This is a genomic window from Vibrio sp. Y51_MX_L26 (assembly GCF_024181935.1).
Lineage (GTDB): Bacteria > Pseudomonadota > Gammaproteobacteria > Enterobacterales > Vibrionaceae > Vibrio > Vibrio diabolicus.
The window spans coordinates 276,877-293,978 of record NZ_JAMZAS010000001.1; the positions used below are offsets into that span (position 1 = coordinate 276,877).

Below are 17,102 nucleotides of genomic sequence, written 5' to 3' on the forward strand. Positions count from 1 at the left end.
ACTTCTTCTTTATATTTTTATTGATAATGTGAATTCCCACACTAAAAATGTCGAATTGATAAGACTTTTTGTCTAACTTTTTGTAATAAAAATAAAAATCCTGTATATATCTTGCCGAAAATCAATAAAAACTACAGAAGTTTCGTCTATGTCAGTCAATATTTCTCATAAAGCTCAAGAAACTCTCGTGAGGGAGTCTGAGGAACTCGTCTCAACAACGAACCTACAAGGTGTTATTACGTATTGTAACGAAGCCTTTTGCCGTGTTGCTGAGTACACTCACGAAGAACTCGTCGGTCAGAACCACAATATCGTTCGCCACAATGACATGCCTAAAGCCGCTTTCGGCGATATGTGGGCACGTCTTAAGCAAGGCAAAGCCTGGCGCGGCATGGTTAAGAATGCCACTAAGTCGGGCGGTTACTATTGGGTTGATGCCTATGTCACCCCTATTTATGAAAATAACCACGTTGTTGGTTATCAATCTGTGCGCGTGAAGCCAAAGCGAGAGTGGGTTGATATAGCCACGAAAGCCTACAAGAGTATGCGCGCCGCCGAGAAATCAGGTCGTACTTGGTCGTTGAAAATCAATGAAACCATTCGCTATGCGATTCTACTTGGCGCATTGACCGCACCTGCAGCCGCATATGCATTGTCTATTGAAGGTCCATTAGCTTGGCTTGCAAGTGCACTACCTGCGAGTGTTCTAGCGTTGTTATTCCGCCAAGAATTAATTGATACGCCTCAACAACTGAAAAAGTTACAAAAGCAATACGACAGCGTGAGTCGCTTGATCTATTCCGGTAATACGGCATTTTCGATTGCCGATTTCCATATCAAAATGCTGTCCGCAAGAATTCGAACCGTGTTGGGAAGAATGACAGACTCCGCACTGCCGTTGCAGCATTGCGCCGAAGAACTCAGTCAAACCACAGCAGAAGTTTCGGCTGCATTAAATCAGCAAAACACCGATATTCATCGCGTACGTGATGCGACTCAAGAGGTGGAGTCTTCGGCGAATTCAGTCTCTTCTAGCACCAATGATGCCCATATGCTAATTGATGACACATTGAAGTCATGCTTGATGGCGAAGGAAACCATCGATCAAACGCACACCAATCTAACGCAGTTGAGCCTTCAAGCTGAAAAAGCGACGGAAACGACGTATCAGCTGAGTGATCAGGCGCAGAAAGTGAATCATTTGATGGAAGAGATTGGTGGGATCGCAGAACAAACCAATTTACTGGCACTTAACGCGGCAATTGAAGCGGCGAGGGCGGGTGAGCAAGGTCGTGGTTTTGCTGTTGTTGCCGATGAGGTGCGCGCGCTCTCTGGTCGCACATCCAATGCAACTGAACAAATCCAAGCGTCTATCTCTGCTATGTTGGCGACGATACAAAGTTGGCAAAAAGACATTCTGGCAAACAAAGAGCAAACGGATACCTGTTCTCAGGTTGCAGAACAAAGCGCGCTTCGCTTGTCTGAGGTTGAACAGATGATGCAAAGCATGAGTGGGTTGATGGTCGATGTGGCGGAAGCGGCGAATAACCAGCTGAAGCTATCCAGCGATGTAAATCAGCATATTCACTCTATTGCTTCTACGGCAGAGCAAAACTTGGCAGCAACGCACTCCGTAGAGCAAAACAGCCGTCAGTTGAAAGAGCAAGTACAAGATTTCTATCAGCTCGCGCTTCGATTTGAAGACAAATAGCCGTAACGATAGTCGTTGTGTTCACTTTCTGGCTGTGTTTACACAAATAGGGGCCAGATAAAAGAAAGCCCCGCCATTGCTGGCGGGGCTTTTCAGTTTTCACATTCGCAATAGAGAAAACTGATTATCTTTTTACTGCAATTACGCTAGTAGTTCTTTTGCTGTATTTACTACGTTTTCAGTAGTGAAACCGAACATTTTGAATAGTTCACCAGCAGGTGCAGATTCACCGAATGAAGTCATACCGATGATGCGACCGTCGAAGCCTACGTACTTGTACCAGAAGTCAGCAATACCTGCTTCGATAGCGATACGAGCTGTTACGTCTGATGGTAGAACGGCTTCACGGTAAGCGGCGTCTTGTTTGTCGAATGCATCTGTTGATGGCATTGAAACAACGCGTACTTTCTTACCTTCAGCAGTTAGCTGTGCTGCTGCTTCTACTGCTAGCTCAACTTCTGAACCTGTTGCGATAAGGATTAGCTCTGGTTTGCCTTCGCAATCTTTCAGGATGTAACCACCTTTTGCGATGTTTGCTAGCTGCTCTGCATCACGCTCTTGTTGCGCTAGGTTTTGACGAGAGAAGATAAGCGCAGTTGGTGCATCTTTACGTTCAATCGCTAGTTTCCAAGCCACTGCTGATTCAACTTGGTCACATGGACGCCATGTGCTCATGTTTGGCGTTAGACGTAGCGATGCCATTTGCTCAACTGGTTGGTGAGTTGGGCCATCTTCGCCAAGACCGATAGAATCGTGCGTGTATACTTGGATGTTCTGAATCTTCATCAGAGCCGCCATACGCATAGCGTTACGAGCGTACTCCATGAACATTAGGAATGTCGCGCCGTAAGGAACGAAACCACCGTGTAGCGCAATACCGTTCATGATAGCCGTCATACCGAATTCACGTACACCGTAGTGGATGTAGTTACCAGAGAAGTCACTTGCTTCTAGAGACTTAGAACCAGACCACATGGTTAGGTTAGAAGGCGCTAGGTCAGCAGAGCCGCCCATGAACTCAGGTAGTAGAGCACCAAATGCCTCTAGAGCGTTTTGAGATGCTTTACGTGATGCAATGTTTGCTGGGTTTGCTTGAAGATCGGCAATGATTTGGCTTGCTTTCTCTTCCCATTGTGCAGGAAGCTCACCGTTTACGCGGCGTTTAAATTCAGCTGCCAGCTCAGGGTACGCTGCTTCATAAGCTGCAAATTTCTCGTTCCACGCTGCTTCCTTAGCTGCGCCTGTTTCTTTCGCTGACCATTCTGCGTAGACTTCTTGCGGAATTTCAAAAGGACCGTGCTCCCAACCTAGTTCTTTGCGTGTTGCTGCGATTTCTTCTGCACCTAGTGGCGCACCGTGACAATCGTGTGAACCAGATTTGTTTGGTGAACCAAAACCGATGATTGTCTTAGTACAGATAAGTGTAGGACGTGGATCCGCTTTCGCCGCTTCGATTGCAGCGTTGATCGCTTCAGAATCGTGACCGTCTACTGCTGGGATTACGTGCCAGCCGTACGCTTCAAAACGCTTAGGCGTGTCGTCAGAGAACCAACCTTCAACGTGACCATCGATAGAGATGCCGTTGTCATCCCAGAATGCGATCAGTTTGCCTAGGCCTAGCGTACCTGCTAGAGAACATGCCTCGTGCGAGATACCTTCCATTAGACAGCCGTCGCCCATGAACACGTAAGTGAAGTGGTCAACGATGTCGTGGCCTTCTTTGTTGAACTGTGCTGCTAGCGCTTTCTCAGCTAGAGCCATACCAACCGCATTCGTGATGCCTTGACCTAGAGGACCCGTTGTTGTCTCGATACCAGGCGCGTAGCCGTACTCTGGGTGACCTGGAGTCTTAGAGTGAAGCTGACGGAAGTTTTTCAGATCATCGATAGATAGCTCGTAACCGCTCAAGTGCAGTAGAGAGTAAATTAGCATTGAGCCGTGGCCGTTAGACAGTACGAAGCGGTCGCGGTCGGCCCACTCTGGGTTTGATGGGTTGTGGTTTAGGTGAGAGCGCCAAAGAACTTCAGCGATATCAGCCATGCCCATAGGTGCACCTGGGTGACCAGAGTTAGCTTGTTGAACACCATCCATGCTTAGCGCACGAATTGCATTTGCTAGATATTTACGATCCATAGTGATTACTTCTCGATAAGGGTTTAAATAGAGGGAACTCGTCGAAACAAGTTCAAATAGAAAATCTTGAATAAGCGCTGATGGTAAAAGCGAGTAGACGGGCTACTCGCTTTTGGTAAGCAATTAAAGCTTAGCTTTGATCATCGCTTCTAGTTTACCTTGGTCAACGGCGAAGTTGCGGATGCCTTCAGCCAGTTTCTCAACCGCCATTGGGTCTTGGTTGTGTTCCCATAGGAACTCAGAATGAGTCATTGGTGCAGGACGCTCAGCTGCGCCTTTAGAATCAACTAGCTTCTCAACCACTTCACCTTCTGCAGCTTCTAGCTCAGCAAGTAGAGCAGGAGCGATAGTTAGACGGTCACAGCCAGCCAGTTCTAGGATCTCACCGATGTTACGGAAGCTTGCGCCCATTACAACAGTTTTGTAGCCGTACTCTTTGTAGTAGTTGTAGATCTTAGTTACAGACAGTACGCCTGGATCTTCTGAAGCTTCGAAGTCACGGCCTTCTTTCGCTTTGTACCAGTCCATAATACGGCCAACGAATGGAGAGATTAGGAATACGCCAGCTTCTGCACAAGCACGCGCTTGAGCGAATGAGAATAGAAGCGTTAGGTTACAGTTGATGCCTTCTTTCTCTAGGATTTCTGCTGCGCGGATACCTTCCCAAGTAGACGCTAGTTTGATAAGGATGCGGTCGTTAGTGATGCCTGCATCGTTGTACATTTTTACTAGTTGACGTGCTTTCGCTACGCTGCCTTCCATATCGTAAGATAGGCGTGCGTCAACTTCTGTAGAGATACGACCTGGAATAGTTTTTAGGATTTCTTTACCGATGTTTACTGCAAGCATGTCACAAGTGTCTTGAACTTGTTGAGCTTTGTCGTTGCTCTGTGCTTTAGCATATTCGATTGAAGCATCGATTAGAGGTGCGTACTCTGCGATTTGAGCGGCTTTCAGGATAAGAGAAGGGTTAGTTGTTGCGTCTTCTGGTTGATACTTTTTGATTGCATCAATTTCGCCAGTGTCTGCTACTACAGTCGTTAGTTTACGAAGTTGCTCTAACTTGTTGCTCATAATCGATCATCCTATTTAAATGGGCTTAAGCGTGATTTTTGTTATCACAGCTTGTGCATTTGCAAGCGAGTTAGCTAATCGTCTCATCGCATTTAATGAGACATCTGCTCAGCCAACTACGGAAAATTTCGTTACCGAACAAATGCAATGAACATTTGATCGATAGCTGAGTAAATGATGTGTCCATATTTATCCTATCTATGCTGAAAGTCAATCGCTGAAATCGACTTATAGTGAACTTCATCAACGTTTTTTTACTGTGTGTTTAGTGGTTAACCCAAATAAACGTTTGCCCTTATTGTTCAAAGGTTGAGCGTTGTACGTGAGGGTAAAAAACTGTAGTGAGAAAATGTTATTGCGATGAGCAAATGTAGCGTTTAAATTGATAAAGAACATATGCTAAGTCAATGAGCATATGCTCACTTATTGCATACAATATCGATCCTCTTAAAGGGCGAGAGAAACCATGAGCAGTTCTAATCAAGATATTTCCATTGAAAACACGGATTTGTTGACAGAGATTTCCGTCGCGTATTATCAAGACGGTGCGACTCAGGAAGAGATATCGAGAAAATTTGCCATATCACGCGCAAAGGTCGGGCGAATGCTCAAGCAGGCGCGTGATGAAGGCATCGTTGAAATCACCGTTAAATACCACCCGGTGTTTAGCGCCAAGATTGAGCAACGTTTGATCGAGCGATTCGGCGTTAAGCGTGCGCTTGTCGCTCTTGATCAGCCAAATGAAGAGGCACAGCGACTACAGGTGTCGGGATTGGTGTCCAATTATCTCACCAGCACGCTTAAAAACGGCATGGTGGTGACCGTTGGACAAGGGCGTAACGTATCTTCTGTTGCTCATCATATTGGGGTGATCACCCCGCGCGACTGTAAATTTGTGTGTGGTATCGGCGGTATTCACCCACGTGGTGGTATGTATAACGCCGACCACATTTGTCGTCAGTTAGCGAAAAAGTACGGTGGAACGTCCGAAACTCTCTATGCGCCGGCTTATGCAGAGAACAGAGAACAGAAGTTGGCTTTCATGCAAAATGCAACCGTGAAACAAACGCTCGACCTAGCACGTAAAGCCGATGTCGCTTTGGTTGGTATTGGTGACATGAGTGAAAACAGTTACATGGTCGACTTAGGTTGGTTTACGCCTGATGAAGTGGTTCAGTCGAGACTTCAACAAGGTGTGGTAGGGGATTTTGCTGGTTATGACTTCTTTGATATTCACGGTAATGTAGCGAACACGGTAATGAGTGACCGAGTAATTGGACTTGGTATTGAAGAGTTTCGGCCGATCTCGGAAGTCATTGCGATCGCAGCAGAGAACAGCAAGCCACTCGCTCTACTCGGAGCATTAAGAACTGGAGCGATAGACGTGATCGCCACGAGCGTTAGCAACGCATTAACGGTACTCAACTTAGATGAGCAAATGCACGGCAACGCGGCATCTGAGAGTTAGCACAAATAATATGCAACTTATGTAATCAGGCTGCGAGGAGTTATAAATGACTCGCAGCCTGATTTCGTTTTCAAGTTAAAAATATTCTCTAGGAGTAGCTTTAAATTTGTACATTTACTCTGGAGAACATAATGAAAAAGACACTTCTTGCTGCACTGATTATGGGACTGACTGGTGCGGCGCACGCCGAGCAAAAAGTCGTAGCGGGTTACTTTGCGGATTGGCAGTACTCTAACGCAGAAAACCCATACACGGTGAACGATATTCCCGCAGATAAGCTGACGCATGTGATTTACGCGTTTCTTAGTATGTGTGGTCCTCATGCTGGTGCTTCTGAAACGGTACAAAAACTGGTTGCCGAACAATGTGAAGGAAAAGATCCGTATACGGCGATCATTGTCGATACCGAAGCAGCATTAGAAAAGGACTTTGGTGATGTCTCCGTTAACGTGCCATACAAAGGCCACTTCGCTCAACTTGCTGAAATGAAGAAACAACATCCTGATCTTAAAATTCTCCCTTCTTTTGGTGGTTGGACAATGTCCGAACCGTTCCATGCTATGGCGAAAAGCAAACAAGCGATGGAGCAATTTTCAAAAACTGCCGTTAAGTTGATTGCTCAATATGATTTCTTTGATGGTATTGATCTGGATTGGGAATACCCAGGTGGTGGCGGTTTAACAACGTCGCCTTGGAACCCTGACACCAAGCTTTCTGATGAACAAAAAGCATCTGAGCGTGAGGCCTTTACCTATTTGGTAAAAACCATGCGTGCAGAGTTAGATGAACTCACAAATCAAACCAAACGTGAATACGAGCTCTCTACTGCTGTTGGCGTTGGTCCAAAAGCTGCAGGTATCGATTGGAAAGCCGCGGAGCCGTACCTAACTAACATGTTTGCAATGACGTATGACTTCCTTGGTGGTTGGGGGCAGCAAACCGGGCATACTACCAACTTGCATGCGACTGAGCGAAGCTGGTGGGGCATGGGCGCAGACGTGTTCATCAACCAGATGATCGAGCTCGGTATTCCAAGTGAGAAACTGGTGATTGGCGCTGCGTTTTACGGGCGTGGCTGGCAAGGCACCAAAGACTTCTCGGGTGGCTTACCAACGCAAGATCTTGTATCCGAGCAAGGAGCGCAGTTTGGTACGGGTGAGAACGGCTATTTCATGTTTTGGGATTTGGTGAAGAACTATGGAGCGGAGCAGGGCTACGAGTACAAGTATGATGAGCAATCTCAAGCGCCTTACTTGTGGCATCCTGTAAAGAAAGTCTTTATCTCTTACGAAGATCAACGCTCGATCAAAGCCAAAGCAAATTGGGCTAAACAGGCGAACTTAGGTGGCATTTTTACCTGGGAATTATCAGGCGACCCGAAAGGCGAGTTGGTGGAGGTGATGTACCAAGAAATGAATAAATAAAACCTTCTAAGCAAAGCGATCGTAGTTATTCAACTACGGTTTCTTTGCTTTGGTTCTGCTTCGTAAAAGCGATCAAGTCTTCAAGCGATAAAGGTTTAGAGTAGAAGTAGCCCTGAATCAAATCACAACCGCAAGCTTTTAACTCATTCAGTTGTTGCAGCGTTTCTACTCCTTCAGCCAGTACTTTCATTTCAAAGTTTTTGCCGATAGAAATGATATTCTTAACCATGTTCAGTGCTTTTTTGTCATGCTCAATGTGATCGACAAAGCTCTTGTCAATCTTCACCTCGTCAATAGGTAGCGTACGCAACATGCTTAATGAAGAGTAGCCAGTCCCGAAATCATCGAGCGAGATTTTAAAGCCAAGAGCATGCAAGCGCTCGCAAATTGGTGCGAACTTTTCAAGATCTTCAATAAACAGGTTTTCGGTGATCTCTAGGGTAATCTTTGAACATTCGATGCCGCGTTTCTCAATAGCATTCATAAGATTAGTAATGAATTTGGCGTGAACAAACTGTTTGACCGAGATGTTAATAGACATCTGGATAGATGTATCAATATTACCAGTCAGTTTAGCCATATCTGTCAGGCTATTTTCAATGATTTGTTCACCAATACGAACCATCAACCCAGTGCTTTCTGCGACGGGAATAAATTCACTTGGTGGGACTAAGCCGAGCTCATCATCACTCCAACGAATAAGCGCTTCGACACCATAAATATCGCCTTCTAGGTTTAACTGAGGTTGATAAACCATATGAAGCGCTTGCTTATCTATCGCGAGCCTCAGGCGTTGCTCAATTTTCATTTTACGCAGGTGTGTAGCTTGCATCTGCTGATTGAACAGGCTGTATACGTTGCGTTGTTTTTTCGCTTGATACATCGCAATATCGGCTGACAGGAGCAGTTCATCTAATGTTTCACCATGGTGTGGATAGCAGGCAATACCAATACTGCAACTGAGCAGAAACTGACTGTCATTGACTTCGTAGGGTTCTGATAGCACCTTTATTAAGTCGCTCGCTAGTCTTTTAACGCTTACTTCATCAATTCGATTTGTTAGAAAAATAAACTCGTCACTGGCTTCACGGATGATTAATCGGCCATCGTTAACAAAGGTGTTTAAGCGGATAGATATTTGTTTTAGAACTTCGTCGCCAAAGTCATGACCATGTGTGTCGTTGACTGATTTGAAATTATCAATATCGATAAACATCAAAGAAAAAGGATTCCCTTTCCCAGAAAGCCAGTGTCGAATGTTTGCGCGTAGGTACTCTCGGTTTGGTAATCCAGTGAGATGATCGTGGTTCGCTTGATAGAGCAAACGCAGTTTTGTTTTATGTTCATTGTTCGCAATGGAGCGAAATAAAGCGTAAAAAGCACCTTGGACGATAAGAAAAACAATCGAGTACAGTGCAAACTGTTCGTAAAATCCGCGCTTAATAAAATTCAAATCTGTCGAGGAAGAGGCCCAAAGATGATAATCAGGAAGGTATCTCAATGTGATTAACTCACTCAGGCGAGAATTGTCGACAACAATATTGAGCGCTCGTGTGAGCTCTTTTAGTTGCGCCATATCCCAGCCTGAATCTTTTGTGATTTGAGCCATAACGGCTTTTATATCTAAATCATTGGCAGGTTTTAGGTAATCTTCTAGGGTTGTATCTTCTGACGAGCTAAAAGTAAGGTAGCCATCACTGCGGATCAATGTGACCCGGTTGTGCTCATTGGCATGGATATTGTTACGAAAAACCGAAGATGAATTCATATTAAAGCCAGCCGTCATCACTGCTTGTACAACACCATCTTTATTTGGAATTGCTTTTCGGATCGGAATCACAAGTGAATCTTGAGCTGGCATAAAATACGTTCGACCTATAATCATTCGGTCGGAGTTGAGCGCTGCCAAAAAGGTATCACGAGTCAATGGATCTTGTTTTAGATTATGCAGCTTTGCCAAGATCAAGTTGGAGCTTACGGCGATGTAGTCTCCATCGGGGTTGGTTAGGCCGAATCCAATAATCGCCGGATGGATACTGAGCAGTTTGTCCAGCATCGGGCGAGTTTGAACTGCTGCTGTACGAGTAAAGTCATTTCTCTCGACCAACTGATGACCAATGACTTCAAGTAACGATTCTTGTCCTTTCAGAAGTGATTCGACAGAAGAGGCAAACAGCTCCAATTGTAGGAGCTGCTTATCTTTGTACTTATTCAGGGTTGACTCATAATGGTAGCGGCCAAACAACACGAACAGCACGGCACTTATCGTAAGTAGCGCCATGTATAGTGTCCAAATGTTCTTCTTTAACCTGACCATGCCGCTTCGATAGCTCCTAGATTAGCGAGTAATGGGTAATGAGTGGTCTGCGCCCCATTCTGTCCATGACCCGTCATAGACCGATAAATCACGCCAACCTAACTGGTATGCTGCTAGCAGCAAAATACAGGCCGTTACACCTGAGCCACAACTGAAAATGATTGATTTATCATTATATAACGTTAGTGCACTAAATGCTTGTTTCAATTCCGAGTCTGCCTTTATAAAGCCATTACTCAATAATGTTTGGAAAGGGAGGCAAACAGAATTAGGAATATGACCAGAACGCAGTCCTTCTCTTGGCTCTGGTACCTCGCCTAAAAAACGTGCACGTGAGCGAGCGTCAACAATGTTTGCACTGCAATTGTTTGAGTACTCTAATATTGCATTTGCGTCCAAAAAAGCATGTTTATTTAATTTCCCGGTAAAGTTTCCAAGCTGCTTAGCTTCTGACAAGACATCCGTGACAGGCAGTCCAGCCTCAATCCAAGCCGGGAGGCCACCATTAAGCACTTTGACATTATCGTGTCCCATTGCCTTAAACATCCACCATGCGCGCGGAGAGGCGAGTGTTCCTGAGTTGTCATAAACAACAATAAGGTCTTCGTTGTTCAGGCCAAGTTTCTGAGCGCTGTTATTAAATCCTTCTTCTGTTGGCATCATATGAGGGAGATTGGTATCTGGGAGACAAAAGTCATTGTCGTAGTCGAAACGCAATGAGCCTGGAATCCACTTATTGGTGATCTTTTTCCCTTCGGAAGGAATTTGAAAACGAATACTCGCGTCTAGAAGTTTTACATTTGGTTGGTCTAATAAAGCATGAAGTTCTTTGGCATCGATCAATGCTTGCATGGTTAAATCCTTCTGATTTGGGAAGTCCGCACAGTAGCTTTACTCACAGCGAATGAATGAAAGGGATGAGTCAAGACTTGAGCGGGATGCTTGGTGGAACAACGCAATAGAGCCCACTGGACAAGATGCGGACACTGGAACCGTCACTCGTTGTTGCTCTATCTCAGGTGAATTAATAGTGAGGTACCGACGTTGACCATCAAGGGACTGAGTTAAAGTGTTGCTAATGACGGTGGCTGAAACCGTGTTCTCATCCGTCTGCTTAATGAGCAACAAGAGCACAAGTAGGGCAATGAAACCGCTGAAGACCAACATATAGGTTTTGGGATTATCCAATTTGCGCTCCATTGCTATTGTTTCAAGTAATCATTTTGTCTTAAAACCTGTGGCTTGCGCCAGTCCCGAGTATCAATGCTCACCAATAGAGCATCTTACATGCGCCATGTCGTATTTCCGGTTGAGACGACTTTTTGCAGAGGTTCTGAGCCATCGTAGAACCAAATTTCGATTAACAGGTTACCTTGGCTATCCGAGGTGGAGAAGTCTAAGTTAGCTTTCCCACTCGTCAGCGCAGCAGAAGCAACATTGCTCGAATATTTCGCTTGGTAGGTTCCAGACGCATCTTCACGGTACTCCTTATAAATGCTCAGATGTGCGCGCTGTAAAGAGTAACCACTAATATCTACCGCAAGTGAGCTTTCTAACCTTGGGTCATAATCGAACCCATCTGGTACGTCTAAATTTTGCATGCTTGGCTCTTCAACAATAACGGTAGTTTGAGCTGGAGGTGGAGTAGCGTTATCGTTGCTTTTGTCGCCACCGCCACCACCGCAGGCTGTTAACGCTAATCCCATGATGATTGTGATTAAGTTTTTCATGATGCTTCTCCTATGGAATGTAACGTTTGTTTGCTTTAGGTTGGGTATGCCAGTTTGCTCCTTCTCGCCCACCAGACTCGGCGTAGGTGGCAAACTCTGGGTAAGCGTCAACTAAGTCAACTTTCTCTAGCGGCCAATTCCACTCTTCGACGATAAGCAATGCCCAAGGGAGATTGTTCGCTGTTTTGAAGTACACGCCTCGAGCCGGGTCACTTGCGTCTACGCCCACGCCATATAGGTTTGCGTCATCAAACTGCTCAGTTGGTGCTTGGTCTGGCAAATGTACTTCCCATTTTCTACCTGGTTGAAAGGTGATGCCATCGCCGTGATATGTATTGGGTGTGGCAAAGATAAATGGGTCATAAGGCATGGCCTGTAGCGCTGAGCGGTCGGCTCCTTCCTTAAAGTAGATGGTCAGTGTGAAAGACAACGCGACGTTATCATTACAACCCGTTTGGGTTCTAAAATACGCACATTGACTTTGCGCATACTGACTGAGGTCGTCACTGATAATGAAGATGGCTTCTTCTGATATCGCTTCTAGACCGTTGGTCGGTTGTTCTTTGCCATTAAACGTTAGCTTTGTTAAGCCGTTTTCAATACTCGCTTTCGAAACGCCAGGTAGACGAATAGCAAAGCCATTTTTATAGCCAGCCCCATAGGCGGCCAGATCTCCGCTAATTTGGATATTTTCCACCGTGCCGTCCATACGTGTTTCAGTCATACGGAACTTAATTACAACGTCATTCATGTCGTAGTCAGCGGTGTAAGGCCAGTTGTCTTCATACGCGACCGTTGCGTAGGAATCGGCACTTGGGAAGTGCTGAACGGATACGCCGTTTTCAGTGATTGTGATTGGGTAATCTTCTACTTCACCTGATGTTGATCCGCCATCGAAGTTCAGACCAGTTTGTTGGCTAAAGCGGAATCGGCTCCAGCTAGGACCTGCGGTTGCCAGTTCAGAGACGACAAATGGAAGCGTATTGCTGCCTTCAGAGAGTAACTCATCAGTGAATACTTGCTCACCTTCGTCAGCAAAGTCACCATCTCGATTCCAGTCAAACCAAGCTGACAAGTAGCCGGATGTCGATGCAGTTACGTTCACCAGTGAACTTAACCCTGGGTCGAGTGCGGCAACAAAGCCGACGCCATCTTCATCTGCTGTACCAACTTTGTTATCTCCAGACGGAGCCACTTGTCCATCAGCATCACCATCTGGCGCAATTGTGCCAAGCCAAGTTACACCATCAACAGCGTGGCGTGGTCCGTTAGAAGAGAGCAAGGTAGCGTAAGTGTCAGGTGCATCACCAAAGTCAATTGGCTCGTCTTCGTCAATAACAGGAGCGTTCGCGCATCGGGCACCGTCATTTTGGCTGGAACTTGGACCGTTAGACACAAACTCTACAGCAGGAACAATGCCCGCAGCGATATTGGCTGCATTGTTTTCTGATAAGTCGACGCGATAAATTTTGCCGTCCTGATTACGCGATACGTAGTAGTTTCCGTTTACATCAAAGTAGCCTGCACCAAAGGTACCCGTTTCCCCTGTATTGCCGATCGCGGTTGCTTGGCCTGTTTTTGTATCGAATTTATACAATACGCCAGACCCATTATCGATACCATAGAGCGCACCGTCACCAGGGTGGAACGCAAAATCGGTTAAACTCACACTTGCATTTGATGTGATTTTATTCAGGGTTAAGGTAGCATTTGGGTCCGTATCTAACGGCGACAGATCAATGGAAAACAGCCCTTTACCTTTGCGATACAAGTAGTAGACGTGGTTGTGTACGTCGCCGACAAAAAACGTATGGCTAGGAAGCCCTTGTACGTTGAGAGTTTCTGCTTGAAAGTCCTGGCCTAAACGTACGATTTTCAAGTTGGTTGTATCGTAACCATAGATGTATCGATCAGTGAAGTTGAAACCGACGCCGTTAATACCAGATGCTAAGCCCACATCGTCGGTCAGTAACTTGGTTGATCCGGTAACCAGATTAACGCCGTAAACTTGCACTGGGGTCGATTGGAATAAATATGCTTTGCTCGGACAAGTGTCGAATGGCGCTGCGCTTACGTATGCGCTTGCGAACAGAGATCCAAGTAATAGTGATGTCCTTTTCATGATTCGCCCTCTCATTGGTTTGTATGATATGCAATGAAAGGAGTGTGCCAGTTTTTAACTTACTGTTTATAATGATTTTTATATCGGTAAGTTATTTGGTTCGAAATATGAATCTCAGAATAAGAAAAAGCTCAACGTTACGTTGAGCTTTTTGAGAATCGATTGACACGGGAGCGAATGCGTTACTTACCCACAAACAGGGCAGGTAGGCATTTTCATCAAGTTCATTTCTCGCCACGACATGCTGAGCGCATCGAGAATAAGGATTTTCCCTTTCTTTGGCTGGCCGTAATTTGCGATCACCTTGATGGTTTCCATCGCTTGTACGGCGCCCACAATCCCGACCACTGGTGCCATTACACCCGCTTCAACGCAGCTTAGTGCACCGCTACCAAATAGTGCACTCAAGCACTGGTAACAAGGTTGAGTTGGATCGTCGTACGTAAACACACTCACTTGACCTTCCATACGAATGGCTGCACCAGAAATAAGCGGTGTTTTTGTTGCAAAGCAGAGTCGGTTGAGTTGATTGCGAGTGTCGACGTTATCTGAAGCATCGACCACCACAGTGTGTTGTTCAATCAAAGCTTGAAGTTGAGCATCATCGAGGCGTTTAGCAACGGTGTTTACTTCGATATGAGGATTAAGTTCCCGCAACGCATCCGCCGCAGAGTCAACCTTTTTACGGCCAATATCGGCGTCGTGGTGCAATACTTGGCGTTGTAAATTGGAGAGCTCAACAATATCGTCATCGATAAAAGTAATATTGCCAACACCAGCCGTGGCAAGGTATTGGCTAGAAGCGCAACCTAAACCGCCAGCACCCAAAATAAGCACTGAGCTTTGTTTGAGAGCTTCTTGCCCTTCGAAATCGAACTGGCGAAGAATGATCTGGCGGTTATAGCGCAGCATCTCCTGATCGGAAAGAATATCCACGGTATGTTCCTAGTATAACGTTGAGTTAAACAGTTGGATTTGAACCGTTTCGCCAACTTCCACACGGCCACGCTCACGTTCCAACACAACAAAGCAGTTTGCCAAACTCATTGAGCGAAAGGCTCCTGAACTTTGGTTGCCAGTGGTTTCAACGACAAATTTACCGTTTTCCAGAGTATAGATACCGCGTTGGTAGTCTGTACGTCCCGGCGCTTTCTTAAATGCGGTTTTAGTCGTCGCAGGGATAGACTCAGGCGCTTTCCATTCAGTGTGGCCTGCCAATTTAGCCAACATTGGTTGAACAAGTACGTACATGGTTAGCACCGCAGATACAGGGTTACCTGGTAGCCCACAGAACCAAGCAGTACTTAACTTGCCAAATGCGAAAGGTTTACCCGGCTTGATTGCCAGTTTCCAGAAACCGATTTCGCCAAGTTCTTCAAGAATGTCTTTGGTGTAATCTGCTTCACCAACGCTGACGCCGCCAGACGTTACAACTACATCCGCGAGCGTTTGTGCTTTTTCGAATGTTGCTTTTAGTGTTTCTGGGCAGTCAGGGATAATGCCAAGATCAATCGCTTCACAGCCAAAGTTTTCGATTAGCGGCTTAATACCGTAACGATTACTGTCGTAGATTTGACCCGCCTTGAGTGGCTCACCCAATGATTTAAGTTCATCACCTGTGGAGAAAAATGCCACCTTTGGCTTACGCACGACGGTGACATGGCTTACACCAAGAGAGGCAATCATTGGAATATCGCGCGGTGTCAGGCGCGCGCCTTTTGCCAATACAATATCGCCTTGCTTGATGTCGTCACCCGTAGGGCGGATGTTATTTTGCGGCTTCACATCCGTTTGGTTGAACTGGATACCAGCGTCGGTCACTTCCGTATTTTCTTGCATGATAACGGCATCACAGCCTTCCGGAATTTTCGCACCAGTCATGATTCGAACACAAGTGCCTGCCGGCCATTCACCCTCAAAAGGCTGACCTGCGAAGGATTTACCTGCCAGAGGCAACACTGTAGACACTTCTAGGTCTTGAATACGAATGGCATAACCGTCCATCGCTGAATTGTCGAAAGGGGGCACGTGAATTGGCGATAAAATGTCTTCAGCCAGCACAAAACCCAGAGCGTTAGCAAGAGGAAGAGAAAGTGTCGTTTGGATAGGTTTGATTCGCGATAGCATCTTATCCATCGCTTCTTCAATTGGCATCAAGCCAGGTGCGTCGCAGCAGCCCATTGAGATAATCCTATGTTCTTTTGTTTTGTGGCAACTCTACCATAAAAGGGGACCGAGTAAGAATGTCCACCTATAAAATATGGGTGTAATTATTCAAAAATCCGAGTATCCTTGTCACCCATCCGAAAGGGGTAAAGTTCCTACGGAGCATGAGAAAATAGCTCAGTGTATTCTTGTTATGTGCCTTGGCGTTATAAACATCGGACTGAGCGACTTTAACGCTACGGGATGAAAACACGGCAATTGTATTTCACACCGAGAGTGGTAGTTACAAAAGAGGAAGTGGAATGTCAGGTCTTAGCGAGTCAGCAAAGTTAGTGAAAGAAGCGCTAGAGCAACGCGGGTTAGAAACACCAATGCGCCCTAATGCCGTTAGCCGTGAAGAGAAGAAGGAAAAGATTGAATACCACATGCGTGAGATTCTTGGTCTGCTTCAGCTCGACCTTACGGATGATAGCTTAGAGGAAACGCCACACCGCATTGCAAAAATGTACGTGGACGAGATTTTCTCTGGTTTGGATTACTCCAACTTCCCCAAGATCACAGTTATCGAAAACAAGATGAACGTGAGCGAAATGGTTCGCGTGAAAGACATTACTGTGACTAGTACGTGCGAACACCACCTTGTGACAATCGACGGTAAAGCCGCTGTTGCTTATATTCCTCGCGGTAAGATCATTGGCCTGTCTAAGATCAACCGTATTGTTCGTTTCTTTGCGCAACGCCCTCAAGTTCAAGAGCGTATGACCCAGCAAATCCTTGTTGCTTTGCAAACATTGCTTGAGTCTGACGATGTAGCGGTGACTATCGACGCGACGCATTACTGTGTGAAATCACGCGGTGTGATGGATGCCACCAGTGAAACCACGACTACAGCGTTAGGTGGTATTTTTAAGAGCAACCCAGCGACCCGTGCTGAATTTCTGCATGGCCTGCGTTAAT

13 protein-coding genes are annotated in these 17,102 nt (G+C 45.8%); 4 read left to right on the top strand and 9 right to left on the bottom strand.

The genetic code is table 11. The annotated features are described in order from the left end of the window. Nucleotides 1–148 precede the first annotated feature (148 nt). Nucleotides 149–1,711 carry a PAS domain-containing methyl-accepting chemotaxis protein gene (locus NL645_RS01215; protein WP_253651006.1) on the top strand — a complete coding sequence of 521 codons (1,563 nt, stop codon included), beginning with the start codon at nt 149–151 and terminating at the stop codon, nt 1,709–1,711. Between the two features lie 141 nt (nt 1,712–1,852). Here the strand turns inward: NL645_RS01215 and tkt are convergent, their stop codons facing one another. Both tkt and tal read right to left on the bottom strand, forming a co-directional pair. Beyond that, nucleotides 1,853–3,844, bottom strand: coding sequence for a transketolase (gene tkt / locus NL645_RS01220; protein WP_145472775.1), 1,992 nt, complete (start codon nt 3,842–3,844; stop codon nt 1,853–1,855). Between the two features lie 123 nt (nt 3,845–3,967). Beyond that, complete coding sequence (tal, locus tag NL645_RS01225; protein WP_253651007.1) at nt 3,968–4,918, bottom strand: transaldolase; 951 nt, start codon at nt 4,916–4,918, stop codon at nt 3,968–3,970. Between the two features lie 466 nt (nt 4,919–5,384). On the opposite strand from tal, the gene NL645_RS01230 reads away from it, so the two are divergent. Together NL645_RS01230 and NL645_RS01235 are read left to right on the top strand one after the other, a co-directional pair. Continuing rightward, nucleotides 5,385–6,386, top strand: coding sequence for a sugar-binding transcriptional regulator (locus NL645_RS01230; RefSeq protein WP_005396112.1), 1,002 nt, complete (start codon nt 5,385–5,387; stop codon nt 6,384–6,386). 131 nt (nt 6,387–6,517) lie between these two features. Continuing rightward, complete coding sequence (locus NL645_RS01235; RefSeq protein WP_253651008.1) at nt 6,518–7,810, top strand: glycoside hydrolase family 18 protein; 1,293 nt, start codon at nt 6,518–6,520, stop codon at nt 7,808–7,810. A 25-nt stretch (nt 7,811–7,835) separates the two neighbouring features. On the opposite strand, the gene NL645_RS01240 is transcribed toward NL645_RS01235, so the two are convergent. From NL645_RS01240 to moeA, 7 genes are all read right to left on the bottom strand, one after another. After that, nucleotides 7,836–10,127 (bottom strand): EAL domain-containing protein, encoded by a 2,292-nt coding sequence (locus NL645_RS01240; protein WP_253651009.1) that lies wholly within the window; start codon nt 10,125–10,127, stop codon nt 7,836–7,838. Between the two features lie 21 nt (nt 10,128–10,148). Then, nucleotides 10,149–10,979: a sulfurtransferase gene (locus NL645_RS01245; protein ID WP_176319213.1), complete on the bottom strand. Its 831-nt coding sequence runs from the start codon at nt 10,977–10,979 to the stop codon at nt 10,149–10,151. Nucleotides 10,980–11,018: 39 nt separating this feature from the next. Beyond that, a complete protein-coding gene (locus NL645_RS01250; RefSeq protein ID WP_006741132.1) occupies nt 11,019–11,315 on the bottom strand; it encodes a hypothetical protein in 297 nt (98 codons plus the stop codon). 95 nt (nt 11,316–11,410) lie between these two features. After that, a complete protein-coding gene (locus tag NL645_RS01255; RefSeq protein ID WP_164665480.1) occupies nt 11,411–11,857 on the bottom strand; it encodes a hypothetical protein in 447 nt (148 codons plus the stop codon). A gap of 10 nt (nt 11,858–11,867) precedes the next feature. Next, a complete protein-coding gene (locus NL645_RS01260) occupies nt 11,868–13,979 on the bottom strand; it encodes an LruC domain-containing protein (protein WP_253651010.1) in 2,112 nt (703 codons plus the stop codon). Between the two features lie 186 nt (nt 13,980–14,165). After that, a complete protein-coding gene (gene moeB, locus NL645_RS01265) occupies nt 14,166–14,915 on the bottom strand; it encodes a molybdopterin-synthase adenylyltransferase MoeB (protein WP_253651011.1) in 750 nt (249 codons plus the stop codon). Between the two features lie 9 nt (nt 14,916–14,924). Then, nucleotides 14,925–16,160 carry a molybdopterin molybdotransferase MoeA gene (gene moeA / locus NL645_RS01270; RefSeq protein ID WP_253651012.1) on the bottom strand — a complete coding sequence of 412 codons (1,236 nt, stop codon included), beginning with the start codon at nt 16,158–16,160 and terminating at the stop codon, nt 14,925–14,927. 287 nt (nt 16,161–16,447) lie between these two features. Here moeA and folE point away from each other — a divergent pair, with 287 nt between their 5' ends. Continuing rightward, nucleotides 16,448–17,101 carry a GTP cyclohydrolase I FolE gene (gene folE / locus NL645_RS01275; protein WP_006741127.1) on the top strand — a complete coding sequence of 218 codons (654 nt, stop codon included), beginning with the start codon at nt 16,448–16,450 and terminating at the stop codon, nt 17,099–17,101. The last annotated feature ends 1 nt before the right edge of the window (nt 17,102 follow it).

Excerpts from the sequence above, each read along its gene's own strand:
- NL645_RS01215 (WP_253651006.1), top strand. The coding sequence starts at position 149 with ATGTCAGTCAATATTTCTCATAAAGCTCAAGAAACTCTCGTGAGGGAG.
- NL645_RS01255 (WP_164665480.1), bottom strand. The coding sequence starts at position 11,857 with ATGAAAAACTTAATCACAATCATCATGGGATTAGCGTTAACAGCCTGC.
- tal (WP_253651007.1), bottom strand. The coding sequence starts at position 4,918 with ATGAGCAACAAGTTAGAGCAACTTCGTAAACTAACGACTGTAGTAGCA.
- tkt (WP_145472775.1), bottom strand. The coding sequence starts at position 3,844 with ATGGATCGTAAATATCTAGCAAATGCAATTCGTGCGCTAAGCATGGAT.
- folE (WP_006741127.1), top strand. The coding sequence starts at position 16,448 with ATGTCAGGTCTTAGCGAGTCAGCAAAGTTAGTGAAAGAAGCGCTAGAG.
- moeA (WP_253651012.1), bottom strand. The coding sequence starts at position 16,160 with ATGGGCTGCTGCGACGCACCTGGCTTGATGCCAATTGAAGAAGCGATG.
- NL645_RS01240 (WP_253651009.1), bottom strand. The coding sequence starts at position 10,127 with ATGGTCAGGTTAAAGAAGAACATTTGGACACTATACATGGCGCTACTT.
- NL645_RS01260 (WP_253651010.1), bottom strand. The coding sequence starts at position 13,979 with ATGAAAAGGACATCACTATTACTTGGATCTCTGTTCGCAAGCGCATAC.
- NL645_RS01245 (WP_176319213.1), bottom strand. The coding sequence starts at position 10,979 with ATGCAAGCATTGATCGATGCCAAAGAACTTCATGCTTTATTAGACCAA.
- NL645_RS01235 (WP_253651008.1), top strand. The coding sequence starts at position 6,518 with ATGAAAAAGACACTTCTTGCTGCACTGATTATGGGACTGACTGGTGCG.
- NL645_RS01230 (WP_005396112.1), top strand. The coding sequence starts at position 5,385 with ATGAGCAGTTCTAATCAAGATATTTCCATTGAAAACACGGATTTGTTG.